The sequence below is a fragment of the Cryomorpha ignava genome, from assembly GCF_010686655.1.
Lineage (GTDB): Bacteria > Bacteroidota > Bacteroidia > Flavobacteriales_D > Cryomorphaceae > Cryomorpha > Cryomorpha ignava.
This window is the reverse complement of record NZ_JAAGVY010000017.1, coordinates 35,094-60,013: the sequence shown is the minus strand read 5'-3', so window position 1 is coordinate 60,013 and position 24,920 is coordinate 35,094. Positions and strand designations below refer to the sequence as shown.

The 24,920-nt window shown below is 42.7% G+C and carries 22 protein-coding genes; 2 read left to right on the top strand and 20 right to left on the bottom strand.

Annotated elements, in window-relative coordinates; all coding sequences use genetic code 11:
* Positions 1-98: 98 nt before the first annotated feature.
* The 14 genes from G3O08_RS10565 to G3O08_RS10500 form a co-directional block, all read right to left on the bottom strand.
* Positions 99-2,315 (bottom strand): CotH kinase family protein, encoded by a 2,217-nt coding sequence (locus G3O08_RS10565; protein ID WP_163285333.1) that lies wholly within the window; start codon positions 2,313-2,315, stop codon positions 99-101.
* Positions 2,312-3,697 carry an alpha/beta hydrolase-fold protein gene (locus G3O08_RS10560; protein ID WP_163285332.1) on the bottom strand — a complete coding sequence of 462 codons (1,386 nt, stop codon included), beginning with the start codon at positions 3,695-3,697 and terminating at the stop codon, positions 2,312-2,314. Before G3O08_RS10560 ends, G3O08_RS10565 begins: the two co-directional genes overlap by 4 nt.
* A gap of 439 nt (positions 3,698-4,136) precedes the next feature.
* Positions 4,137-4,514 carry a GxxExxY protein gene (locus G3O08_RS10555; RefSeq protein ID WP_163285331.1) on the bottom strand — a complete coding sequence of 126 codons (378 nt, stop codon included), beginning with the start codon at positions 4,512-4,514 and terminating at the stop codon, positions 4,137-4,139.
* Between the two features lie 360 nt (positions 4,515-4,874).
* Positions 4,875-6,230, bottom strand: coding sequence for an oxygen-independent coproporphyrinogen III oxidase (hemN, locus tag G3O08_RS10550; RefSeq protein ID WP_163285330.1), 1,356 nt, complete (start codon positions 6,228-6,230; stop codon positions 4,875-4,877).
* A complete protein-coding gene (locus G3O08_RS10545; protein WP_163285329.1) occupies positions 6,227-6,928 on the bottom strand; it encodes a sulfite exporter TauE/SafE family protein in 702 nt (233 codons plus the stop codon). The genes hemN and G3O08_RS10545 overlap by 4 nt, the downstream gene beginning before the upstream one ends.
* A complete protein-coding gene (locus tag G3O08_RS10540; protein WP_163285328.1) occupies positions 6,925-7,362 on the bottom strand; it encodes a FixH family protein in 438 nt (145 codons plus the stop codon). Before G3O08_RS10540 ends, G3O08_RS10545 begins: the two co-directional genes overlap by 4 nt.
* 12 nt (positions 7,363-7,374) lie before the next feature.
* Complete coding sequence (gene ccoG, locus G3O08_RS10535) at positions 7,375-8,787, bottom strand: cytochrome c oxidase accessory protein CcoG (protein WP_163285327.1); 1,413 nt, start codon at positions 8,785-8,787, stop codon at positions 7,375-7,377.
* The gene (locus G3O08_RS10530) at positions 8,784-9,983 is read right to left on the bottom strand and encodes a cbb3-type cytochrome c oxidase N-terminal domain-containing protein (RefSeq protein WP_163285326.1); all 1,200 of its coding nucleotides are present in this window, start codon (positions 9,981-9,983) and stop codon (positions 8,784-8,786) included. Before G3O08_RS10530 ends, ccoG begins: the two co-directional genes overlap by 4 nt.
* Positions 9,976-10,185, bottom strand: coding sequence for a cbb3-type cytochrome c oxidase subunit 3 (locus G3O08_RS10525; RefSeq protein WP_163285325.1), 210 nt, complete (start codon positions 10,183-10,185; stop codon positions 9,976-9,978). Before G3O08_RS10525 ends, G3O08_RS10530 begins: the two co-directional genes overlap by 8 nt.
* A 2-nt stretch (positions 10,186-10,187) precedes the next feature.
* Complete coding sequence (ccoN, locus tag G3O08_RS10520; protein WP_163285324.1) at positions 10,188-12,320, bottom strand: cytochrome-c oxidase, cbb3-type subunit I; 2,133 nt, start codon at positions 12,318-12,320, stop codon at positions 10,188-10,190.
* A 6-nt stretch (positions 12,321-12,326) separates the two neighbouring features.
* Positions 12,327-12,497 carry a cbb3-type cytochrome oxidase assembly protein CcoS gene (gene ccoS / locus G3O08_RS10515; protein ID WP_317164057.1) on the bottom strand — a complete coding sequence of 57 codons (171 nt, stop codon included), beginning with the start codon at positions 12,495-12,497 and terminating at the stop codon, positions 12,327-12,329.
* A gap of 70 nt (positions 12,498-12,567) precedes the next feature.
* Positions 12,568-15,030 carry a heavy metal translocating P-type ATPase gene (locus G3O08_RS10510; RefSeq protein ID WP_163285322.1) on the bottom strand — a complete coding sequence of 821 codons (2,463 nt, stop codon included), beginning with the start codon at positions 15,028-15,030 and terminating at the stop codon, positions 12,568-12,570.
* Positions 15,030-15,758 carry a hypothetical protein gene (locus G3O08_RS10505; protein WP_163285321.1) on the bottom strand — a complete coding sequence of 243 codons (729 nt, stop codon included), beginning with the start codon at positions 15,756-15,758 and terminating at the stop codon, positions 15,030-15,032. The genes G3O08_RS10510 and G3O08_RS10505 overlap by 1 nt, the downstream gene beginning before the upstream one ends.
* A 503-nt stretch (positions 15,759-16,261) precedes the next feature.
* Positions 16,262-16,978 carry a Crp/Fnr family transcriptional regulator gene (locus G3O08_RS10500; RefSeq protein WP_163285320.1) on the bottom strand — a complete coding sequence of 239 codons (717 nt, stop codon included), beginning with the start codon at positions 16,976-16,978 and terminating at the stop codon, positions 16,262-16,264.
* A 201-nt stretch (positions 16,979-17,179) separates the two neighbouring features.
* Here G3O08_RS10500 and G3O08_RS10495 point away from each other — a divergent pair, with 201 nt between their 5' ends.
* A complete protein-coding gene (locus tag G3O08_RS10495; RefSeq protein WP_163285319.1) occupies positions 17,180-18,334 on the top strand; it encodes a thioredoxin family protein in 1,155 nt (384 codons plus the stop codon).
* A gap of 236 nt (positions 18,335-18,570) precedes the next feature.
* Here the strand turns inward: G3O08_RS10495 and G3O08_RS10490 are convergent, their stop codons facing one another.
* The 3 genes from G3O08_RS10490 to G3O08_RS10480 are packed head-to-tail and all read right to left on the bottom strand — an operon-like array spanning position 18,571 to position 20,388.
* Positions 18,571-19,293 carry a TIGR04283 family arsenosugar biosynthesis glycosyltransferase gene (locus G3O08_RS10490; RefSeq protein ID WP_163285318.1) on the bottom strand — a complete coding sequence of 241 codons (723 nt, stop codon included), beginning with the start codon at positions 19,291-19,293 and terminating at the stop codon, positions 18,571-18,573.
* Positions 19,290-19,892, bottom strand: a complete 603-nt coding sequence (locus G3O08_RS10485; protein WP_163285317.1) for a TIGR04282 family arsenosugar biosynthesis glycosyltransferase — start codon at positions 19,890-19,892, stop codon at positions 19,290-19,292. The genes G3O08_RS10490 and G3O08_RS10485 overlap by 4 nt, the downstream gene beginning before the upstream one ends.
* Entirely contained in the window at positions 19,879-20,388 is a 510-nt protein-coding gene (locus G3O08_RS10480) for a rhodanese-like domain-containing protein (protein ID WP_163285316.1), read from the bottom strand. The genes G3O08_RS10485 and G3O08_RS10480 overlap by 14 nt, the downstream gene beginning before the upstream one ends.
* 236 nt (positions 20,389-20,624) lie before the next feature.
* Here G3O08_RS10480 and G3O08_RS10475 point away from each other — a divergent pair, with 236 nt between their 5' ends.
* Positions 20,625-21,143 (top strand): hypothetical protein, encoded by a 519-nt coding sequence (locus G3O08_RS10475; RefSeq protein WP_163285315.1) that lies wholly within the window; start codon positions 20,625-20,627, stop codon positions 21,141-21,143.
* 342 nt (positions 21,144-21,485) lie between these two features.
* Here the strand turns inward: G3O08_RS10475 and G3O08_RS10470 are convergent, their stop codons facing one another.
* The 3 genes from G3O08_RS10470 to G3O08_RS10460 form a co-directional block, all read right to left on the bottom strand.
* Positions 21,486-21,950: a hypothetical protein gene (locus G3O08_RS10470; RefSeq protein WP_163285314.1), complete on the bottom strand. Its 465-nt coding sequence runs from the start codon at positions 21,948-21,950 to the stop codon at positions 21,486-21,488.
* A gap of 113 nt (positions 21,951-22,063) precedes the next feature.
* A complete protein-coding gene (locus G3O08_RS10465; protein ID WP_163285313.1) occupies positions 22,064-22,651 on the bottom strand; it encodes a type 1 glutamine amidotransferase domain-containing protein in 588 nt (195 codons plus the stop codon).
* Between the two features lie 679 nt (positions 22,652-23,330).
* Positions 23,331-24,521 (bottom strand): porin, encoded by a 1,191-nt coding sequence (locus tag G3O08_RS10460; RefSeq protein WP_163285312.1) that lies wholly within the window; start codon positions 24,519-24,521, stop codon positions 23,331-23,333.
* Positions 24,522-24,920: the final 399 nt, after the last annotated feature.

Sequence of the window (24,920 nt, the reverse complement as noted above, 5' to 3'; positions counted from 1 at the left end):
AGAAATACACAATATTACAATACAGTGTTTTAGCATTCAAGACTTGCTGAGTCAGGCCAAACTTCTAGTTTCATGAATAAGAACCGCATGATCTCCGACTATATGCGGAAAATTCTAAAAGTCGTGGCACCCACTTCTACCAAGTAAAATCCTGGTGCGTATGAACTCAAATCAACAAAATCACCCTGCCCCTCGATAAGTATACGCCCCGATAAATCGCTTAATCGAAAATCGGCTTTTTCAGAAAAGTAAACCATCCCCTGTGTGGGGTTTGGGTAAACGGAAATTTTTTCAGCGGTTATATTTTCAAGTCCTGTTATTCCACCATTGTTTGACGCATTTGGTGTAGTTGCTGAAAACTGAACCCATGGCAGACCGGCATCTGATTCGCGACCAAAACTGTAATCTGTAGGCGTGGCAGGCATGTCAATCTTATCCAAAACGGTGAGTTCATCGTTCTGCTTTTTGAACAAATAAACTTTTTCGCCCGCAGCACTTAAATTGAAATTGGTGTGCAGCGCCCCTTCTTCCGTATTTCCATCTGCCCAGAGGAGCAGAAAGCTACCCGGGTTCATGGTAACGTCAGGTATATTCCATTTTAGTGGTGCACTTTTGTTATCGCTCAAATAATACCGGCTTAAATTAATGGCATTTGGTGCTGCATTGTAAAGCTCAATCCAGTCGGCATAACCACCTGCTTCATCGGCAATAGTGGTTTGATTTGACGGCATCAACTCATTGATTACGATTGTATTATTTGCCGTATTAAAGTGTATGGTCTTGCTTTCGCAAAATGCAGATCGAGAAAGTCCGTTTTCGCCAATCACGGAAATATTGTAAGCCAGAGATATTGGATTTTCGGAGAGTGGAATGGTAAATGAGAAGGTATTTCCGTTTTGCACTCCGCTTATTCCCGGTTGTTGCACACCGTTAATTGAGTACGAAATATTTGCGGAAGCTGAAGCAGGCCCATCCGTATAAGCGGTAACTTTCCAAAAATCGGGAAGATCAGAAAAATCAGGTTTTACTTGGCTTATGATCGGCGCTATTGGAGTTGACTCCAATTGCTGTCCTGCCGTTTCTTCACGGATGTCTGCATATTCAAAGACGCTGTAATCAACATGTCCACCGGTAGGATCATAGAGTGCTGTAAGGAAATCGGCATTGTTATAACCATAATCAAGGGGGCGGTAAGGATCAGCGAGTGCGGCGGCTGTAATAAAATCTCGGAGACTCTCCACCGCTTGCCGATGCTGACTTGTATTGAAATAGGTTTCGAGCATATTGCCGAGATACCAAGTGAAAATAGCGCGATACTCCGCCTCATCCATTAATCGTGTGTAAAGCTTTCGCGGTTGGCTGTGGCGGTCAAATTCGTAGATATTTCGGGTAGGCCAATCGCGATCAACCCAGTCAATACCCCAGGTATTGTCCAGATCGTAAGGAATGTATTCAATCTGACCAGTGAGTGGATTTTCGTAAAGATAAAAGTTGTTGTTATTATAAATGTAACCGTCCCAGTTTCCGGTCAGCACATCAATAGCTGCGATTTTGAGGTATTGAATTACATTAAAATATTCAGCATAGTTGCACCTAAAATCACCATCAGAAGACTGATTTAAAAAGGCAATAAAGTCAGCGAGCTTTGAGTAATCGTCGAGTTCTGTATTTGTTTTCAACTCATAAGTCCGATCTCCGAAAGGAGCCATTTTATAATCGTCCGGATTATCCGAAACATAATCGAGATTTGCCGGATAGCTGCACTTGTAAAGATTGCCTTTTTTATTTCCAAACCAAGTATCTACAAACTCCTCGTCTATATGTTCTGTATTTTGGTAAAGCCCGTAATAATCGCCGTTAACGTAGAGTTCAACATGGTTTGAACGCGGAGCAGCAACATCATATTCATGAAACATGTCCCAGCAAATTCGGGAGCGCAACATAGATGGGTCGTTGGTTTCTGCATTGATATTGAGTTTTTCTACCCCGTGAAATTTTCGGCCTGGAGCGTAGGTATTGAATGAAATTTTGAATGATTTTTTCATCTTGTCGCGAGCTGTATTTCCGCGAAAGCGCAAGCCAATATTTTCAAGTGTATCAAACCCCGCCTGCGTTTCAAAAACAAACACTGCCTGATAGTGGTAATTTTCATACCAGTTTTCTTCCAGATAGAGGTCATCAAGGCTATCGGGATCAATCGAAATATAAATTTTCGGAATTTCGGTTGCTGTATAAAGCACACCATTATCTACCGGAACGACCTGCGCAGTGAGCGCCGAAGTCAGCAGAAGAAAAATAAGATAGAAATGTCTCACAGTTTCATCACATTAAATGTTTGCGCGCCGGTTTCAGTTTTAATTTTTACCACATAACTTCCCTTTGCCAAAGCGCTCAAATCTATTTGTTCACGCTTCCGCGAATGCGTTTGCACCAACCTTCCTGCAGCGTCAAAGATTTCAATATTCGCAAAATCATTGCTATCGGAAATGGTAAAATAAAGTGTGTCGTAAACGGGATTAGGGTAAACAGCTATATTATTTTCGGGCTGCCTCTTGGCGATCGCCGTAGCATTAGACAAATATAACCATTCAAAGGCCTCGGGAAATTCCTGCGCCCAAAACCACTCGCTATGCTGGCCATTTGCCACAAACTTGAAATTCGTTTCGCTTTCAGAAAATCCATTTTCTTCCATTGTTTCAATCATGTTATTAACGTCTTGCTGAAGCGATGCACTTTCCTGACCGCCGGCGAGGAAATAAAACTTCATCTCGGCACTATGACCCTGCGATGCAGTAAAATCATAAATATCTGAAGTAAACCAAAATGAGGGTGAGAATACACCGACTTTTGAAAACACATTTTGATACTTCATACCGCCGTAATGCGAAATAAGTCCGCCGAGCGAACTACCCATTATTCCGGTATTTTCGCGATTGGAAAGTGTTCTGAAATTCTCATCGACATACGGTTTTAGCGTGTTTACGATAAACTCCATGTACGCTTCGCCATCGCCGCCACCGTAATCTGCATTTGCCCAAGGCGTGTATTCGTCTATTCGGTAAGAACCGCCATTATCAATTGCCACAACGATAGCTCCGCTATAGCCTTCATTCTCAAAATTTATCAATGCTTCATCCACCTCCCACTCACCGGCAAAAGATTCGCTTGCGCTAAAAAGATTCTGGCCGTCGTGCATATACAGCACAGGATAATCAGTGGTTGTGGCGTCATAATCTGATGGTAAAAACAAGCGAATTCTTCTGTTTCTTCCCAATTGTGGCATAAAGAAATCGGTGCTAAGGGTTATCACATTTGGTGGCAAATCACTCGGCGCTCCGCCTAAATCGAGCCATGATTGCACAGCGATATGAATTGTATCTGTTGTGGCGAAATTAAAAACCCGGTTTGAGATATCTCCTCCTGCTTCATTTCCTTCTACGGTTGCCCAATCACCGCGGGTAATTTTTCCTGGGAAGGAATTGGGAGCAGATTCTGCAAGGGTATAAATCAGACTTCCATCCACCTCCGAAAAAGTAAAATCAGGATCGCCGGGATTCCATGAATTGATGGATCCTGCCAGATAAATGGTGGCTTCGGCGGGTGTATTGGCGGGTGCTGAGTCAATTACGATGGCGCGTTGTGCATTTCCCGCAAAAAACATTAAAAGCGCAATGACGGTGGGAAGAAATATTCTCATTTTCCAAAAGTACGAAAAGTGGTTTGGGTTCGTTCGCTACGCTCACTTTATTCTCTCGCAAAGGCGCAAAGACGCAAAGGAGAATTGGGGTTGCTGGATATGGGGTAGGGTTTGTTCGCTAAGCTCACTTTATTCTCTCGCAAAGGCGCAAAGACGCAAAGGAGAATTGGGGTTGCTGGATATGGGGTAGGGTTTGTTCGCTAAGCTCTCTTTATTCTCTCGCAAAGGCGCAAAGACGCAAAGGAGAATTGGGGTTGCTGGATATGGGGTAGGGTTTGTTCGCTATGCTCTCTTTTTTCTCTCGCTAACACGCTAAGACGCATTGGGGAGCGTCTATGTGGTTGGTGGCGGTGGATAAGGTGGGTGCGGGGGGTTGCGGTGGGCTTGGGCTAATTTAATGATGTGAATTTACTATGCGAGCTTTGTTAAAGTCCATTTCTTAGAGGTTATTTGCTATGCGGGTAATTCCATCTTTGATCAAACTCACATTAAAGTTGATTAAAAGGCCGAGTTTTAAGTCGGTTATTTTCAGATATGTGAGTAATGTTTTTGGGAAAACGGGAGAAATAGCCGCAACTGATTTAAGCTCTACAATGACTTTGTTTTCAATAATCAAGTCGGCTCTAAAACCAACGTTCATTTTTATGTCTTTCCAGATTACTGCAATTGGTTTTTGCCTTTGAACATCCAGGCCCAGACTCACTAATTCATAGACCATTACTTCTTCATACACAGATTCCAATAATCCCGGACCCAGAGTTTTGTGGATGTCAAAGGCTACATTCACAATAATTTTTGCAATTTCATTTTCAGTCATTATGCAATATAGTGATTTTAATATCCTCAAACCTATAAGTCCCCCGTAAGAAGTCCTATAGCCAATCACGAATATTCAAAACGTAGATAAAATCAACTTCTCAAATACAAAAACCTTTGCGCCTTTATTCGCTGCGCTCACCCTACGGGCTCCTTTCAGTCGTGAAAACGCTTCGCTTAGTTGCGAGACCTCAAGCGAAGTGCGAAGCAAAACTAAAACAAAACCTTTGCGTCTTTGCGCCTTTATTCGCTGCGCTCACCCTACGGGCTCCTTTCAGTCGTGAAAACGCTTCGCTTAGTTGCGAGACCTAAAGCGAAGTGCGAAGCACAAGCAAAACAATATCTTTGCGCCTTTGCGAATCTACACCCCCTGCGCATAGCGCTGTTTCACTTCCGCCTGTTGCATATCGGCATCAAAAGCAGCACAAATATGGCGCACAAAAACCTGCCCTTTTTCGGTTACGCGCACGGCGTCGTCACCAATCACTGCTAAACCGTCGTCTGCGCATTCCTCCAACCGAGGAAGGCAACTGCGCATATATTCTTTTTGCTCGGGCGTGCCATCTTTCCAGGAAGTGTGGTGCTTGCAGGTCAGATTCAAAATCTGACCGCGTATAAAGCTATCCGCTTGTGTATGAAGGTGACCTTTGAAAATTGGAAGTATACCGTTGTTTACTTTTTCGATATAAGGCTCTACTGCCTTAATATTCTGTGCAAAACCATTTCTGATATCGCTTATAGATGAAACGCCAAGGCCAATTAAATAATCAGTGCGCAAATCTGAAAAGCCCATAAAATTACGGTGCATGGTACCATTGGCGTAAGCCTTGTATAAACTGTCTGTTTTTAATGCAAAATGGTCAAAACCAATTGCTTCGTATCCCGCATCAAGTAGCATTTGGCGACCCATTGTAAAGATTGCCAGCTTTAATTCAGGACTTGGAAGATCGGCCTCGCTGTATGCGCGTTGACCCGGATGCATCCACGGAACGTGAGCGTAGCTGTAAAACGCAATTCTATCGGGTTTTAATTCGATTACTTTTTCAACTGCATCCTGCACTCCTTCCACAGTTTGAAAAGGAAGTCCGTAAACCAGATCAAAATTTACAGAACGGTAGCCCGCTTTTTTTGCGCCGCTCATTACGCGATCCACATCTTCAACGGTTTGCTTTCGGTTAATGGCCTTTTGCACTTTTGGATCAAAATCCTGAATACCCAGGCTCAATCTGTCAAAGCCGAGGCTTCGCAAAACGTCAAGGTGTTCTTGTGTAGTATTGTTTGGGTGCGCTTCAAAGCTAAACGAGGCATCAGCGAGAATATCTGCACCTTCTAAAATCCCTTCAACAAGCATTTTTAAATTTGCCGGTGAGAAAAAGGTAGGTGTTCCACCACCGAGGTGGATTTCGCGAATACGCGGAGTATGCGTAAAATGGGTTTTCATAAGCGCCCATTCTTTTACTACTGCTTCGGCGTAAGGCACTTCTACTTTATGATTAACGGTTATGCGCGTATTGCAACCGCAGTAAGTACATAAGCTTTCGCAGAATGGAAGGTGCACATAAACAGAAATTCCATCGGCATTGGCCTGTGAAAAACCATTTGTAAGTCTTTCGAGGTAAGATTCTTTATGAAAAGTATCGGGTTTCCAGTTAGGCACTGTGGGATAACTGGTGTAGCGTGGTACGGGAGTATTATATTTTTCTATCAGTGCTTTCATGGGTCACAAGTTTCTGTATTTGTAATGGTAGTGCCCAATTCCGGGCTCAAAAATGGGATGCCCATGCCCAATCCGCGAAGGATAAAAAGCAGGGCAAAAACAGTAGCAATAATGGGTGCTACTTTTCTAAATTGGGAGCGCAGTGAAACACTTATTTGCCTTCCGGTAAAGCCGACAAGGAATAATGCAGGAGCGGTTCCAAGGCCAAAAGCAGCCATAAAAAGGGCTCCGTAAAATGGGTTGTATGTGGCTACCGAACCAGCAAGTGCAATGTATACAAGTCCGCAGGGAAGAAAACCATTAAAAAACCCGAGTCCCAGAAGGGCGGGCAATCTATTGCTTTTAAGCCTTACAGCCATAAACCGGGTAACCCGCGATTGGTATTTTGCCAGACCATGTGTCATTCCAAGCTTTCCGAATAGTTTTGGAAACCAGATAAAAAGTAACATCAATATTCCTATTGTAAGTGAAAGTCCTTGTTGAAAACCTGCCATATTGAGTCCAAATCCCAGAACGCCAAAAAGAAATCCGATAATGGCATAAGCCGAAATACGGCCAAACTGGTAAAGCGAAAAGGCAAGGCCCTGCTGCAGTTTAGTTCCTTTTCCCACCGGTACCGCCATAGCAATAGGACCGCACATACCTACACAGTGCAGGCTGCCGGCAAATCCTAAAACGAAAGCGGGCAAAAGCATCATAGCACCACTTGTTTTTCTTTTAAATAATCTATTCCAGACATTTTAAACCGCACGCTCACTTTGTATCGGCCGTGATCGCCAATGGGTTGAATAAGCATCTTATTATCAGCATTTAGCGCTACATCAATTGTTTGATCAAGACTGCTGTCGTCGGGCTTGTACAACATAACCGTTCCTGTAGGCACATCGCCGGAAGGCAAACCCATAAAGCTCACCAAGATCTGCTTATTTGCACTGGATATATCAACATCGAAATCAGCAGTTTTCAAATTCTTATCGGCATTAATCTTGCCCTGAACAGCCAGTTCATTTTCGTAATAATTTTCATTAACCAACTCGTGTTTTTCCTGCATGCTTAAAATGAGCATAAAGATCATAGAGCCGGCAAAAAGCGCGTAAACAATTCCAATTTTATGTCCCCAATGCAATTTCATACTCTTTTTGTTTTATAGCGGTCCGCTAATTCGAACCTTTACTTTATCTATCAATTTTCCATCAGCATCATATACCTGGAGCTTCGTAAACGTCTTGCCCAGTTCAAATGCAGATTCAGGCGCTGATAGAAAGAAAGCTCCTTCTGCAGTCGATTGCTCGGAAAGCGTTGGGTTATGACCTACCATTTTGATTTTATAACCTTCGTCAATTGGTACAAAGTTTAAAGTCATTTCCTTGTTTGTTTTATTAATAACCTTGTAGCTATATAGGTTGCTGATGCTTCCATCATCGTTTGTTTGATAGAGCATTCCCGGCGTTCTCAAAATATTGAGCTCTACAGAAGTACGCGTAAAAAGCAAAGCTACCAGCACGCCGACAAGGACAACCAAAAGTGTGGTGTAAGCTTTAGCACGCGTACTCAACCTAAACGGTTTGCGCGTATTAATTTGCTCTTCGCTGGTATACCGAATGAGGCCGGTAGGCAGGTTTACTGCTACCATCATTTCATCGCAGGCATCAATGCACGCAGTACAGTTCACGCATTCAAGCTGAGTTCCGTTTCTGATATCGATACCTGTGGGACAAACATTTACGCATTGCAAACAGTCTATACAATCGCCTTTGTTTACCTCGTCGCGGTCTTCATTCTTGCGAAATTTACCTCTGGGCTCTCCGCGCACACGGTCATAAGCCACTACAATAGATTGCCGATCGAGCATTACACCCTGCAATCTGCCGTACGGACAAACAGTGGTACAAACCTGCTCGCGCATAAATGCAAATACGCCATAAAAAACACCTGAAAAAACGGTGATAGACGCAAGCCCGCCCACATGTTCTGTAACGGGCGAAGTAATGATATCGATCAATTCGTCTATTCCGACAATATAAGCCAGAAATGTATTTGCGATGATAAATGATATGGCAAAAAAGATAATGTGTTTAGATGTTTTCTTAAAGATCTTCTTTTGATTCCAGGGTTCTTTATTGAGCTTCATTTGCTGCTTCCAATCGCCCTCTATGAAATACTCAACGCGTCTAAAAACGTTTTCCATAAAGATGGTTTGCGGGCATACCCATCCGCAAAATAGGCGTCCATAAACCACTGTAAAAAGCGCAATAAAGAGCACGAAAATAATCATACCCAGCCCAAAGATGTAAAAATCTTGCGGCCAGAATACCTGTCCGAAAATAATGAATTTGCGCTCAATCAAATTAAAAAGCAAGAACGGCTGTCCGTCAATTTTTATGAACGGTGCACCAAACAGAAAAGCCAATAAAAAGATACTCACCCAACCTCTCGCTGTAGTAAACTTGCCTTTCGGCTTTTTGGGATATACCCATTTTCGCTTACCATCTTCACCAATAGTTGAAATAGAGTCTCTAAAACTCTCGGTATCTTTTATTTGGTCTGGTTCTGTCATTTCACGGCAGCAGTAGCTTTATCAGGTTCTTCTTTTTCAACTTCGGGAGCCGGAGTAATTGGCTCCTCTTTTATTAACGAATCCGGAGCAATTTCATCGCTGTTCTCGGGTCGCCAAACTTCGCCTTGCGGCTCTTTGGGACTTGCTGGCACAGTACCACTCAAGCTATGAATAAAGCTCGACACTTGAGCCATTTGGGTAGGATTAAGTTGAGATTCCCAAGCGATCATCCCTTTTGTGGGAACACCGTATTTTACGGTTTTAAAGATATCAGACATACCTCCACCGTGAATCCAGTATTCGTCTGTAAGGTTAGGGCCAACTCCGCCACCGCCATCTGCCTGATGACAAGCCTGGCAATTGGCGAGGTAAATGGTTTTACCTGCAGCGAGATCGGCAGCATCTTCCAGATAAACAACACTATTTTCGTCAATCAGATTTTTCGCTGTAGCGAGATAGGCTTCTTTTTCCATATCTGCCTGTTTCAATTCTGAAATATACTCTTCTTCCTGGCTTTGGCCGTAAGGCAATACGTGGTAGTAAATAAGATAAACGAATGCATAAATAATGGTGGCATAAAACATCCACACCCACCATGGGGGTAGATTGTTATCAAGCTCGCGGATACCATCATACTCATGATCGAGCATAATCTCATCTTCACGCTCCACCGGTACAGCATCGGTAAACACTTTAGAAAATGTTGTTTGCTTTTCTTCCGCAGCTGCTTCCACCGCTATTTCTTCGGCAGTTTTTGGTGGCATAAGCCATGATACCGTTTTGAAAAGCAAGCGGACTACGTAGGCGAATACGAGTAAAAGCACAAAGTTAAGCACCAATAGCATCAAGGTATTCGGATCCATGCTTGAACCAGAAGCTGCTGCAGCTGTGGCATCCTGGGCGACTGCCATTCCCGAAAATCCGGTAAATACGGCCAAAAGAATCAGATGTTTTACATTTTGGGCATCTTTGATTTTTCGCATTTTTATAAACTGATCTGTTCTTCCAGATATTTTACGGATATATCCTGCCACGCTTACTATAGCAATAAGCTGCGCTATGGCTACCAGACCGAGCATAATATTAGGCCCGTTCATAAATGAGCTACTGCTTGTTGCAGCACCTGTGGCTTGCGCCAGCAGAGGTAAAGCACCTGTTGAAAGGATAATTGTGGCTATGATTTTCGCTTTATTCATGACCGGTTGTATTTGATGCGTTAGTAGTTTCTGTGCTGTCATTTAATGGCAATGCGCTTATTTCATCCACTTCACTTTGCTTCATGCGAATGGCGTAAATAATTAAACCCACGAAGAAGAGGAAGAAAATAAGCACGGAAATGATTGGGAATATTTCTATTCCTATAATCGATTCCATATTGTGTTTTATGAATTTCAACATAACTATTGATTTTCTGAAGTTTGATCGGCCATTTTAATATCGGTACCCAGTCGTTGTAAGTAAGCAATAATGGCTACCAACTCTGAATTCGGCTCGGCTGTAATATTATCAACCGCCAGGCTTTCTACAATTTCGTTTTGCTGAGCTACTACATCGGCATTGGCCTCGTGTTCATAGCCCTCGGCATAAGGAACACCTAGGGTACGCATAGCGTTGATTTTGGCGCGGGTCATGCTGGTATCAATAGGCGTCGTAGCCATCCATGAGTACACAGGCATTATAGATCCGGGCGACATACGCTCGGGTTCAATCATGTGATTGTAATGCCAGCTATCCGGATATTTTCCACCCACACGGTGCAGATCGGGCCCCGTTCGTTTTGATCCCCACAGGTGCGGGTGATCGTAAACGAATTCGCCAGATTTGGAGTACTCGCCATACCTTTCAGTCTCATGCCTGAATGGCCTGATCATTTGAGTATGACAGTTATTACATCCTTCGGAAATGTACACATCGCGGCCGTGAAGCTCAAGCGGTGTATATGGTTTTACCGCTGCGATGGTCGGCACATTCGAATCTACCAGGAATGTCGGTACCATTTCTACAATACCTCCAATAAGAATTACAACAAGAGATGCTACAAGAAGCTGCATTGGTCGACGCTCTAATTTTCTGTGCCAGTGGTCGGTTTCATGACCTTTGTAAACTTTCTCGAGAGCAGGTGCTTCAGCACCTTCGTTTTTCACAAAACTTCCGCGTTTAATAGTAGCACCAAGGTTGTAAACCATCATAAGTGTACCGGTAAGGTAAAGCAACCCACCAAGAGCGCGCATGGCGTACATAGGTAGAATCTGAATTACTGTTTCCAGGAAATTTGGATATGCAAGGAATCCATCTTTTGTAAACTCTTGCCACATAGCCCACTGTGTAAATGCAGCCCAGTAAAGTGGAAGTGCATAGAAGAGAATACCGAGGGTTCCTATCCAAAAGTGTGCATTGGCAAGGCTTCTTGAGTACAATTTAATATTCCACATTTTTGGTATTAACCAATACAGCATACCAAAGGTGAGAAATCCATTCCAACCCAAACCGCCAATGTGAACGTGAGCAATGGTCCAGTCGGTAAAGTGACTTATCGCGTTTATACTTTTAATAGAAAGCATCGGGCCTTCAAAAGTTGACATACCATATGCGGTGATGGCAACGACGAAAAATTTCAGAACCGGATCTTCACGAACACGATCCCAGGCACCACGTAGTGTTAGTAGTCCATTAAGCATCCCACCCCAGCTTGGCGCGATGAGCATAATTGAGAATACGGTACCAAGGTTTTGTGCCCAATCTGGCAATGAGGTGTAAAGCAAGTGGTGCGGGCCCGCCCAAATGTAGAGGAAGATAAGGGCCCAGAAGTGGATAATAGAAAGTCGGTATGAATAAACCGGTCTATTGGCTGCTTTTGGAACGAAATAATACATCAATCCCAGGTAAGGTGTAGTAAGGAAAAATGCTACGGCATTGTGACCGTACCACCACTGCACCAGCGCATCTTGCACCCCGGCGTACCAGCTATACGACTTCATAAATGAGATAGGAAGTTCAAATGAGTTTACGATGTGCAAAACGGCAACGGTAACAAAGGTTCCAATATAAAACCAGATTGCAACGTAAAGATGTCTCTCGCGTCGTTTGATGATAGTCATCATCATATTGAGACCAAAAATAACCCAGATTATTGCGATTGCAATATCAATAGGCCATTCAAGCTCTGCGTATTCTTTAGACGATGTAAACCCAAGCGGAAGTGTAATAGCCGCTGCCACAATAATAAGCTGCCAACCCCAGAAATTGATTTTAGAAAGCTTATCGCTCCACATTCTGCTTTTAAGCAGGCGCTGCAGCGAATAATAGACACCCGTAAAAATTCCGTTTCCTACAAAGGCAAAAATTACCGCATTGGTATGTAGTGGTCGTATTCTACCAAATGTGGTGTAAGGAATTCCGCCAGACAGCCACGGAAACACCAATTGCAAAGCGGCATAGAGCCCTACCAGCATACCTACAACTCCCCAAAGCATGGTGGCATAGGCAAATAATTTTACGATCTGGTTGTCGTAATAGAACTTTTCGATCTTCATGAAAGTTTAATTAGAAGAGTTATCAGGATGGTTTGAATTATTATCTATGTCGTCATCGAATAGCATGCGCACCGATGGAGTAAAATCGTCGTCGTATTGTTTAGAACGAACCGCCCAGAAAAACCCGCCGAGAAAGGCCAGCGCTACTACCAGGCTAATTCCAATTAAAAGAAACATCGCTTCCATTTTTTTCTTTCTTTTCGTTAACAAATAAACTGCCTTTTCCCGCCCTCACCTATGAGTGAAATCAACGAAAAAACTGACTTTTATCATGTTTTTTCCTTGACGGGAAATATTTTCGATAAAATATATTGGTTCCGAATGTAACAAAAAGCACTACAGTTACAGAACTTAAAGGCATTAATATTGCCGCAACAACAGGCGTGAGTATGCCTTGCACGGCAAACAGTATCCCTATTCCATTGTAAAGAAATGAGAACACAAAGCTCGCTCTCACTACATTAAGTGCACTTTTTGAAAACCTAAAAAAGTCGTTGAAGTTATTGAAACTATCTGAAGAAAGAATCGCATCAGATGCCGGCGCAAACCGAAAAACATCATCGGCCACCGAAACACCAAAATCGCTTTCGAGTAAAGCACCTGAATCGTTGAGGCCATCGCCGATCATGGCTGTAACTTGGCCTGATTTGCGCAAACCAGCGATAAATGCCTTTTTATCGTGAGGTGATTGGTTAAAATAAAGCCCTTCTTTTTGATCAAAAATCTGCTCCATTCGTTTTCGCTCGCCATCTCCATCGCCAGAAACCAAAAAGAGGTTAAACTCCTTTTTCACGTTTGAAATCAGCTTTTCGAGTCCTTCGTGGTAGGTTTTATCAACTTTAAATGAACCCCAAATCTGGTTATCAATAGAGATAAATACACGGCTAAAAAGCTCGTTCTTAGCTTCTTGATTGGCGCCTACAAAACTTGCCGAACCAAGCTTATACAGAATTCCGGCAAGCTCTGCCTCCAACCCGGCTCCGGGTATTTCCCGAAAGGTATCAAAGGCCACATCGGTGGAAGCCAAATGATAGTAACGTGCAATATAGCGGCTAAGTGGATGTCCCGACTGGGCTGCCATGGCGGCAAATATTTCTGTTTCCCATTCGCTAAGTTCTTCACCCGAATAAGTTACATCGGCTTCTCCTTTCCGCGTAAGCGTGCCCGTTTTATCAAAAACGATTGTGTTGACCTCGGCCATTTTGGCGAGAGCCTGACCATTTTTTAGATACAGACCCTGCCTTCCCATCAGTCGCACTGCATTTCCAAAAGCGAACGGAAAACTCAATGCCAGCGCGCATGGGCAGGCAACGATGAGTACCGCGCTTACAGAATTTAATATAACTGAAGGATCGCGCACCAGCCAAAAAATACCTGTAGCCACAGCGATAAAAACTACGGCATAAGTAAACTTCTTCCCTACTCTATCTGCCAGTAATTCAAGCTTATGCTCCGCTTTGTCGGTGGTTCCCGAATTCCAGAGTGAAGTGAGGTAACTCTGATCTACCGGCTTTAAAACTTCCAGAACGAGCGATGCGCCCATTTGGCGTCCACCGGCGTATATTTTCGATCCTTCATTGGCCGAAACCTGATCTGACTCTCCACTTACAAAGCTGTAATCTATTGAAGCAATTCCATCAATTAAAACGGCATCGGCAGGTACCAGCTCGCCACTGCGCACCCTGAATCGATCGCCGGTTTTTAAGTTTTCAATTCCTATAGGGCGCTCATTGTCACCATCTAAAACCTGCACTGCAATAGGAAAATAGGATTTATAATCGCGTTCAAACGAAAGGCTGTCGTATGTTTTGTGCTGAATCCATTTCCCGATAAGGAGAAAAAAGAGCAATGCCGCCAAGCTATCCATATAACCACCACCGCCTTCGAAGAAAATCTCAAACGAACTTCTGAAAAACAAGGCGAGAATACCGAGACTAATCGGCACATCCATATTTATTTCGCGGGTTACCACGGCTCGCCATCCCGAACGCAGATAATCGCTGGCTGAATAAAGCAAAACGGGAAGTGCGAGCAGAAAACTGACATACCCGAAAAAACTGCGGTATTTAAAAGCAACTCCATCGGCGCCGGCGATATAATCCGGAAAGCTTAGAAGCATGATATTTCCAAAGCAAAAGCCAGCAATACCGATTTGATAAATCAGCCGCTTACTGGTGGAAGTAGTATTCTTTTTAGAAACATTATCGAGCTTAAGCTCTGGCGGATACCCAATTGCAGCAAGCTGCTCTACAAGGTGGCGAAGTGTGAGAAGCGATGGATCGTAAGTGAAATACACATCGCGTTTTATAAAATTAACCCGCGACTCAATAACGCCTGGCACCAGTTTCCTGAAATTTTCGAGTAGCCAGATGCACGAAGCACAATGCATTGCCGGCAGGTTAAACTTGACTTTTACAATGCTATCATTCGAAAAAGAGATGATTTTCTGGATGATATCAACGTCTTCCAGATATGCATATTCGCCTTGAGCTGGAGCTTTAAGCTGCCTGATACCGGGGTTTTCGGCGTATTTGTAGTAGCCACCCAGATTACAGCTTTGCAAAAGTTCAAAAACACTTTTACACCCATGGCAGCAAAACGCTTTGCCTTCAAACACCACAGTTTCGGCATTACAATGATCGCCGCAATGGTAGCAGATCCCAGCCTCATGTTTGTGAGCCGCTTCTTGATATTTGGGATTAAGAGCCATCAGGTTTCCGAAGGTATGAAAAATACCGAGTTTGTATCATGTAAAATCGGCTCGAGAACTGTTGACCGGTAATTGGCAATTAGTGAACCGTAGGCGCTTAATATTAGCGTATGATCATCGCATTTTACGGGTTTTAACTTTCTTTCTGTAAGCGGTTTAATTATTTTTAAGACACCGAGCTTTTCACAAAATTGTTTTAAATATTCGATAAGAAGTATCTCATCACCGGTTTCAAAATCAGTCTCGAGCAAAAAGAGAAGGGTAACTTCTATCCGTTTTATCTGGTGTGAAAAGAGCTGGGCAAACTGCTTAATCGATTTTATGGATTCCACGGATCCATCCAAGGTAAGCAACACGTGATTTATAGAGCTATAAGCCATTGGCAAAATTATAACCGGGCAGGTGTGCTTACCAAATGCAGTTACAAAATCTGGCTTTTCGAGTAGCCCTTGATGAAGAATGAGCAGATCTGCAAAAGTCGATAATTTGAGTAGCCTCTGCGGATCGTCGCCTATGAGAATGCGCAGGCGCAAAGTAATAGATTTATCCGAACAGAGTTTTGATAGCTGTTCGAGATTCGTCAATGTCGAATTTGAATGCACTGCGTCCTTGTAAACACAAACTGTGAGGTGAATATTTTCACCGCCCAGACAATTGGTCACCAAATTAAATACGCTTGTATCAGCATATTGAGCAGGAAGTGCAAGAATAATTTTCTTATCGGTCATTGGGCAGTTTTTGGAATGCACAAAATCCGAATATTATCTAGGGTATGGAATGATTTGCATCAGCATTAAAACTGACTTTTGTCAGGAAATGGATTTCAGATTTAAGATTTGAGATTTAGGATTTGAGTCCGCTCCGATAACCCAAAATTCAATGATTACGCCCTTGCATACGCACTCCCAAAAGGTCGTTGGCAGTGAGATCGTTACACTAAGTTTTCAACTTTTCCGCCCCTAACCCCTTATCCCGCTTTTTAGCGGGGCACTCCCGCTGGCCGAAAGGGGAACTCGATGAAAATAAATGAATTCTTAAATATTTCGATGCGAGAATTCCTGAACAACCTACTTATCGGAGTGGATTTAGGATTTTAGATTGTTGTGGTATAATTTAGGCATCGGCCCACTGCTTTAGAATTCTGCGGCATGGATAATTAGAATTTCAACAATCGCGGAAGACGGGACAAACGGAGACGCGACTAACGGAGGAGACGCGAGGCATCGCGTCTCTATCGTTTCGATGCCAGAAGAAGGCCTTCCTTGTTTTTCACTTCTATTTTGCGGCCGTGGGTTTCAATCAGTCCGTCCTTTTTGAATTCGTTGAGCAGTCTGATAAGCGATTCGGTGGCGGTGCCTACGATATTGGCGAGGTCTTCACGCGAAAGATTTATTTGAATTTCGCCAATCATATCTTGCTCCAGCCCATAAGTATCGTTGAGCATGAGCAGACTTAATGCCAAGCGTTGGCGCACCGACAATTGTGCCATCTCGGTGATTTTAGACGCAATGACTCCATGCTCTTCACATACGGCTTTTAGCAGATTCATGTAAAAATCAGAACCGGGTTTCAGCAATTCCAGAAAATCATCTTTTGGAATAAAGCAAACAAGACAATCTTCGAGCGCCTCGGCACTAAGGAGATAATGCTGATCTGAAATAAGGGCTTTGTATCCCAAAAGGTCGCCGGCAGCAGAAATCTTAATGATTTGTTCTTTGCCGTCAAGCCCCATTCTATAAACTTTTACACGCCCTGTGCTTACGCAAAACACGCCCATCGGCCGAGTGCCTTCGTGAAAAAGAACCTGACCTTTTTTGTATTTCGTACATGTCTTTGCATTGTCAACAACCGTCTGTTCCTTGTCTGACAACACACCAAACAATGATTTATGATGGCTCTGACAAAGTTTGCAGCCAATGTGTGGCAAAGAATTGCAGGCTATACTCATAATTTGACCTTATTTTGTGAAGCTAATGCTAAATTGCCGAACGACAAAATTTTGTAGATCAATCGGCTCTTTCTTTCATAGAACTACACCAATCTCCATTATTCCAAACGACAATACCGCCGCTTGCATAATTTCATGCAAATTTACCGTTTATAGAGGTATAATCCACTACTTTCGAAACAATTATTTACATTTCAACTTATGCTATTTCAACGGTTTCTTGCGGTAATTATTCTTTTTGCATTTGGCAATTTATACGGCCAGGTAGAGTTTTCGAATATATCATTTGCGGAAGCTGTAAATCAGGCAAGTAAAGAAGGAAAATACGTGTATGTAAACGGCAGTACCGAATGGTGCGCGCCCTGCAAAAAAATGGATGCTGAGACTTTTACTGATTCGTTGCTGGGAAATGAGATGAACCAGCGGCTCATTTCCATGAAAGTTGATCTCGAAGAAGGTGAAGGAATAGATTTTGCCATAAAATTTCGGTCGAGTATGGTGCCCCAGCATTTGTTTTTTGACGACAGCGGTCATCTCATTTTCCGAAGCTGGGGATTTTTCAACCCGACAGATTTTTTGGGTTTGGTAAATTTTGCGCTTGATTCAGCCGTTCGACTCGCACCTCTTCCCCACCCGCTCGATTTCAAGCTTGATTATCCCGATTGGTATCGCGATTTCCGCAAAGGGCCAAATGACCGTATTTTTCCGACTGATGAAGAAATTGAATCGTTTCTGGCTTCGCGCGATTCTTTAACAGACGAAGTAAGCTGGGCTGTACTTTCCACCCTTTCCACACCAGAAAAGTACGCCGAAGTAATTGCCGAAAACAAAGCGATTTTATCGGCGAGATTTGGCAAGGCTGAAGTGCTGGAAGAGCTAAGTTCGTTTGTATACAAAGATGTAAAGCAGGCTATTAAAAACAGTAGCGAATCCGAGCTATATTCCGCCTTGCGCAAGGCCGACAGGTTATTGGGAAGCGATGCCGAAGCGTATAAATTCAGGTATCGCCTTTATTATTATCAGATGTCTTTTGACTGGCAGGCTTACGCCGAAGTTGGGGCAGAGCTTTCGCGAAATAAGGAGCTGGGTGAGGCGTATTGGCTCAACGATCTGGCGGTTACAATTTATCGAAATACAGCAGATTACAAACCTGTTAAAGAAGCGCTTACCTGGATGTATGGTGTTATTGAAACCGAGGAATCTTATCCGTATTTGCTCACTGCAGCGCAGCTTGAGTATACCCTTGGCAATAGGGAAAAGGCGATTGTTTTGACGAAGCGTGGCTTGGCTACGGCTTTTGATGGGCTGGATATTACTGAGGGGGAAGAATTTTTGAGGAAATTGGAGAGGAAGTGAGGGGGATTGATCAATGCCTTCCCGCGCCCCGACCCTTAAGGGAGTCCACCGCATGATTTATTGTTTCATATGAAAACCTAAGATTTTTAAGTGGAATTTTTCGAATCTCATTTATTCAATAAAAATACTACCAACGAATTGTGCGGTTGCGCCTTTCAGGCGTTATGCAGAGCCTGTCGAAGTAGATGGGTCGCGGGCGGGATAACAAGCAAATAGCGGGTTTTTGGAGCCAAACCTTAGACTTGTACTGGTGGCACATCTTTCCGCTCTTCCACATATTTTAAATAAAACCGGTAAATGGTTTTGTTTGAAATGCCCATCCAGTAAAGGATCGTAATAACGGTAAAGAGAAACTGAAGCTTTATGATTCCAACCCTTTCGTATTTGCGCGCCGAGGTAACAAGCGCCGGCCGAAGGATTGCAAAGGTTTTTCGTTTTATAAGCTTCCTGGCCAGGTCAACATCTTCCATTATTTGCCAGGCATTTTTATAGCCTCCCACTTCATCGAAAACGGCGCGTTTTACAAAAAGTCCCTGATCGCCGCCACGGGCTATTGACCATTTAAATTTTGTAAACCAGGCAAATGCAGCCAGAAATCGGCTGCTGGAAGCGAATTTTAATTTAAACGAGCCCGATTCAAATCCATCATTGGCGGAAGCCGAAATAATAGCATCAAAACCCCGTGGTGGCTTGCTGTCAATATGTAGAAAAAACAGGAGGATACCTGTGGCCGCCTTTGCTCCAAAATTTGACTGGAAAGACCGGCGTGCCTTTCCCGCAAATACGTATTTAACACCAAGCGATTCAACATAATTGCGTTTGCTTTCCCTGTCCCACGCATCTACCAATATCACTTCTGTGGTATCACAATCTTCTATTGCCGCCAGAATACCGGGCAGGAATTTTTGCACCGTCGCCGGCGAATCTGAACTGGGAATAATGACAGAGAGTTTTATCAAGCCAGGTGCTTTCGCAATGTGCCCAGATCTTTTTCTTCGTCTACATCACTCAAAGTGGGCAGTAAAGAATAGCTAAGCTTTAGTTTTTTAATATCGAGAAGGGTGTCTAGAAAAACATCTTCTGTACTCCAGATTTTATTCTTGAACAAATGCGGGTAGTGCCGGTCCATTCCCAAAAGGTAGTAACCACCATCGTGCGCCGGGCCTATTACCACATTGTTATCATCGAGTGCTTTTAAGGCATCTTCGATTATTTCAGTAGAAATTTCAATGCAGTCAGAGCCAATTATCACCACTTTGTCGTAGTCTTGCGCAAAGGCTTGTCCAAACGCGCGCTCCATGCGCTCTCCTAAATCTTTTCCCTTTTGCAGAAACTTTGGAAACTTGTAATAATCAAGAATATCAAACTCTTGAACCTTATCTGAATAAAATACTGCCTTATCGGCAAATACCTTATCGGCAATAGCGTGGGTATGCTCAAGCAATTTTACATAAATCATCAGCGCCTGCTCATTGCCTATGGTCTTTGCGAGGCGCGTTTTCACCTTTCCCAATTCGGGATTCTTGGCAAAAATCATTAAAAGGCTATCGTGGTTCATAACATTTATCGTAATTATTAATCCATATTCCCCATAGCGTGCTATACGGATGCACACATCTTACAGATTCATTTTCATCGTTTACCACTTCCATTCCGCGGTTAGTCCAGTCAAAAATACCTCCATAAAGGTTTAACACGTTTTCATAACCGGCGCTTTTTAGCTTTTCGCCTATATCACCACTGCGCTTGCCTATGGAGCAATACACCACAATGGTTTCAGTTTTGGGAACATCAGCTATGCTGCTGATGTCAAAATCGGTATAGCCCACATATTTAGCTCCGCGTATATGGCTTACATCGTACTCTTCTTTCTGCCGGGCATCGAGCAAAATAAAATGTTCATGTTTTTGACGATCCGCCAATTCTGTAGTTCCAATAGTATCTACCTCGCTCGAAATCAGCGAATTTACCATCGTATCAAAGCCCAGCTTATTCTGCCCTCTTGAGAAAAAGCTGAACAATAAAAACACAATCATTATAAATACTCTTTTCATATTACACCACGAAGATAGAAAGAAACAGCGATTTGGTTTTATTTACGCGCCGCATTTCTATTCAGTTTGAGGGTTTGGGTTGGATGGTTTTGCATTTTGACTGGAAGGAGTGCGTGAATGGCGCATGGTGGGTGCTCTAGCCTCCTACCCTTTTCTCACAGTTTTGGCAGCAATGGTAATGCGAAAAATCAGCTAAAAATGATATCTTTCGGAACAATTAAATAACATTTATACTCATGGCAAAATCTAAATACGCTTCTCTGATTTATTTGGCAACGGCAATTTTCTTTTTAAGCTTTGCGTCATGCAAAACCCCTGCAGAGACAGAAACCGGAAGTACTGAAGCGGCAAGTACAGAAACCGAAGAAACAGATACCGGCGATATCGTAAAAACGGAAGAATCTGGAATTTCGCAGCTCTACTTAATGGTGCGACTGGTTAAACCAAAGGGATCTGACGTGCCGGGAGTGATAGGTGTAGAACGAAGCATTTCAGAAAAGCAAGGCAACCCCTTGCCTGTGCAAGGAAGCAATGCTGGTAAACAAGCATTTAAGTGCGCGCTTATAGGCACTGATGGGAGTACCATTTCTACCACAACTCAAAATGCGAGTTATGAATACGGCGCCGGAAAAAATGAAGCTATTTTAAAATTCATTTTACCCGTGGCACAAGAGATTAAAGAAGCCCAGGTTAGTTATCAAACCAAAGCGGGAGACTGGGAAGTTCTGCTGGTTGAAGAGATGAAGGAGGAGTAAACTATAAGAGATAAATCCCCTATTTGCATCGTGTGCCTTAAGAGATATTAAACTCGCCAAATATCAGGTAGCTCTGGGGATGAGTTTTACTGAAATCAATTGTTCGTTTTGAAGAAGGTTAGGAAATTTCCGCAGCATTTCAGCGGAGGGAGAATCCGGCTTCGCTGAAATGCTGCGGAATCAATGCTAAATTCCATCCCGAAAAATCTTTTTCATTAACCAAATTTAATCATTAAGATTTAAGAAAACGAAATCGCAACTTATCCTCTAAAAGACATAAAGAAATTTACCCTTGGCAATATAACACACAATCGGGAATTGAATAATCCTAAAAAGAAACCCCTACACAATCCATTTAATACTATACTTCGTTCCATTCATCTCAAAAGAATCACCCGATTTAAGGTCTTGCATTTCTTTATAAATAGGTGCGGAGGTAGAAATTCCGGTTACGGTGGTGCCATCTACTTCCATATTGTCATGGGCTGCTCCTACCAGAAGGGTTAGTTTATCGGTCTCAACTAAACTGCCAAACTGTACGTGATCCATTTCTAAGTCTTTTGGGATATTGCGGATCTGGAGAATTTCCTTTTCGAGTACTTCTACATTCTTGTTGAGCAAATCCAGCTCGTGAATGGTTTCTTCGGTTTTAGACTCATGCGATTTGTTATCAATATCATCATGGCTGGTCTGTGCCAGTTTATTGCGCTGATTTGATCGAAATTCTTCTAAGTTTTCTTCCTTTTCGCGAAGCATTGCATCTATGGTATGCAGCTTAAATGTCATTTTTGATTTAGTCTTTTCCATGGTTTTTGTTTTTAATGGAACAGCGGTTCCACTGGTTTGGTTCAATCTTATAAAGAAAGAAGCGCGATTTCGCGTCGCGCTTCTTATTATATTCTAAATATATGTGTTTAATATCAGGCTTCTACTGTTTGTTGTCCTGCATGTTTACCCTCGCTGATTTCTTCAAGCATTTTTTCGATAAATGCTGGGATATCTTCGGGTTTTCTGCTGGTAGTCAAACCTTCGTCAACCACAACTTCCTGATCTTTCCATGTAGCGCCGGCGTTTTCAAGGTCGGTGCGTAGTGATGGATATGAAGTTAAGGTTCTTCCTTTCAGCGCATCTGTTTCAATAAGCAACCAAGGTGCGTGGCATATTGCCGAAATTGGCTTTCCAGCTGTAAAAAAGCTTTTGATAAATGATATAGCTTTGTTGTTCATGCGCAGCTGGTCGGGATTCATTACTCCACCGGGGAGCATAAGTGAATCGTAATTTGAAGCATCTGCCTCGTCAAGCGTGATATCTACATTGTAGCTTTCGCCCCAGTTATCAGAGTTCCACGCACGTACTTTACCAGATTCTGGTGCAATAACGTGTACAGTTGCTCCGGCATCTTTTAATGCTTTTAGGGGCTTCGTAAATTCTACTTGTTCAAATCCATTCGTTACAAGGATTGCTACTTTTTTATTATTGAGATCGTATTTATTGTTATCGTAGTTCATAATTTCTGTGTTTGTTTAAAATTTAATTCGAAATTCGTAGTTCGAAATTCGTATTCTGTAATTCACCCTATATAGTGAAAGAATTAGTCCAAAGTCTAAGTGGCTGACGGCCAATGAAAAATTGTGAAGTTTGAGGTGCAAGTACCACAGGTGGTGGGGAAATGAGGGAACGGTTTTAGAATAGTGGTTTTTTAACCGCTCCATACGGACTCCCTTTTGTAGTAACGAGTGAAGAAAGAAATGAGAGAGGAAATATTTACAAAATGACTAAGCCCACGCGCCCCGATCCTCGACTAATCTCATACACATCTTGAATGAAAATTATTCAATCAAAATTTACTCTTTACAAATAACTAACAACTTAGCGCAGCGGTCTCACAACCGACGACCTTTTGGGAGTGCGTATGCAAGGGCGTAATCAGCTCCCTCGCGCGCCCTTGCCCTTCCATACGGACTCATAAAATCGAAAGGGTACTGCCGCACAAGTTATTCATGGGAGCAATATTATTCAATAATATGCTATTCTTTAACATTATTAAAATTAAGCTTCTCCGGGAACGATAATCTGTGCGGTTTGTAACTACATTTCGGAACGACATCCCGTGCGATGGCGCCCTTCAGGGTAGGGCGCGCGCAGGATTGCTATTAATGGCTAAAGCTAAGTTTGAATCAGTTTAAACTAAAACGAGATATCCCACTGCACTCTAAAGCGATACCGGCCATCGACACCAAATCCGGGATCGTCAAATTCAAACCGGGTTATTTCGGCAGTGAGCTTATTTAAATGATTTTTGAAAAAATAGTTTACGGCGAGTGAGTATTCATTGTGTATCACGTCGCGGGTATCAATATGGGGAGTGAATATGGTGTAGCGGCCGGCGATCTCCATTTTTTCAGGAAACTTTGGAAAAAGTTGATGAAAGAAATAACCTGCCTGAAAGTAAGTACCTGCCAGATTTGAGGTGGTGTTGTTTGCTTGGTCGTCTATAATCTTTAAATGGGTTTCGCTTTGCCATGCGAAGCCGCGCTTCATATAGGCTGTTTCAAGATTTAGTTGACTAACATCATAAAATGGTGTGATAGAATCTGGTACATTATAAATATTTGCGCCGCCGTTTGAAGAAAACAAATTGTAAGGGCCTTTATAAGTTGCGCCCGCCAAGGCGATTGCACCTATCCCCTTTTGATGAAATTCGGTATCGCTGCCTTCCATAATCATCTCCTTTCCGCAAAAATTCCATTGCAGGCGTGCGTGGTACATTAGATCGTTAGTGGGATTTTCAGTGGCCGATCTTCCAGAACCTGTAAGCACCGCAGCCCAGTATGAGAAATTTGCCAGCCTGTGGTTTCCTACATTTCCATAGATGGTGACACCTTGCTGCCTGTCGAGTGTAAAATACTGATTGATAAGCGACCTGTCAACGAGCGATTGCTTGCCCGAAGAAATTAACCGCTCGCGCGTGTATTCAATCTTCCACTGACCTACTTTAAATTTGAGCCAATCCCATTTTTCAAACATGACTCTAAAATCTAACAGCGCCCCGCGCTTGAGCTCGTATTCGAAATAATATTTGAGATAGGGTTTGTATGCATTTCCACCTATCTTAAGTCGGGCTCTGTTTATCTCTGCTATTTGCCGTGCAGGCTGCATAAGTTGAATGTGATTTACCGGATCTATATCATAGGGGGTAGCGTATCGAAACTGGAACCGCGCTTGTATTTGCAATTTATAATTATCGTCATCGGTAGCAAGTTCAAAACCTTTTTTACCATAGCTAAGCTTTACGTCAGAAGAATCTTGCGCACGCAAAACATGAGCAGTGCATGTACAGTACAACAGGAATAGAAATATGGATACCAGATTTTTCATTTAATGCAATAACCTGAAAATTAAGATCGCGAAATTACTGTATTAAGTTGAGATGAATTTAATATGAATTTAACTTGAACAACCAAGTCTTTTTGGAGCTTTTTAGCCATTGTTAATACTTTCACAAATTCTGGAAATGTTAATATTTTATTGTGCTGAAATTCAAGTCATCAGAAATAATCACAAAGGCCAATAAACCGAAATCAACGCACTAACAATCAAGCCTTAATGAAAGGAATAAAGCGCTATTAAACATGCCATGTGTATAAGTGCGGGGATTTTATTTCATTTCATCCCATATTGCAGATACATTTGGTCAAAGCGATTTAAAGAGAATTTAAGCCGCTTGTTTTCTCTGGTGATTATAGATGTAAAAACCGCAGCAAATCTGCTGTTAGA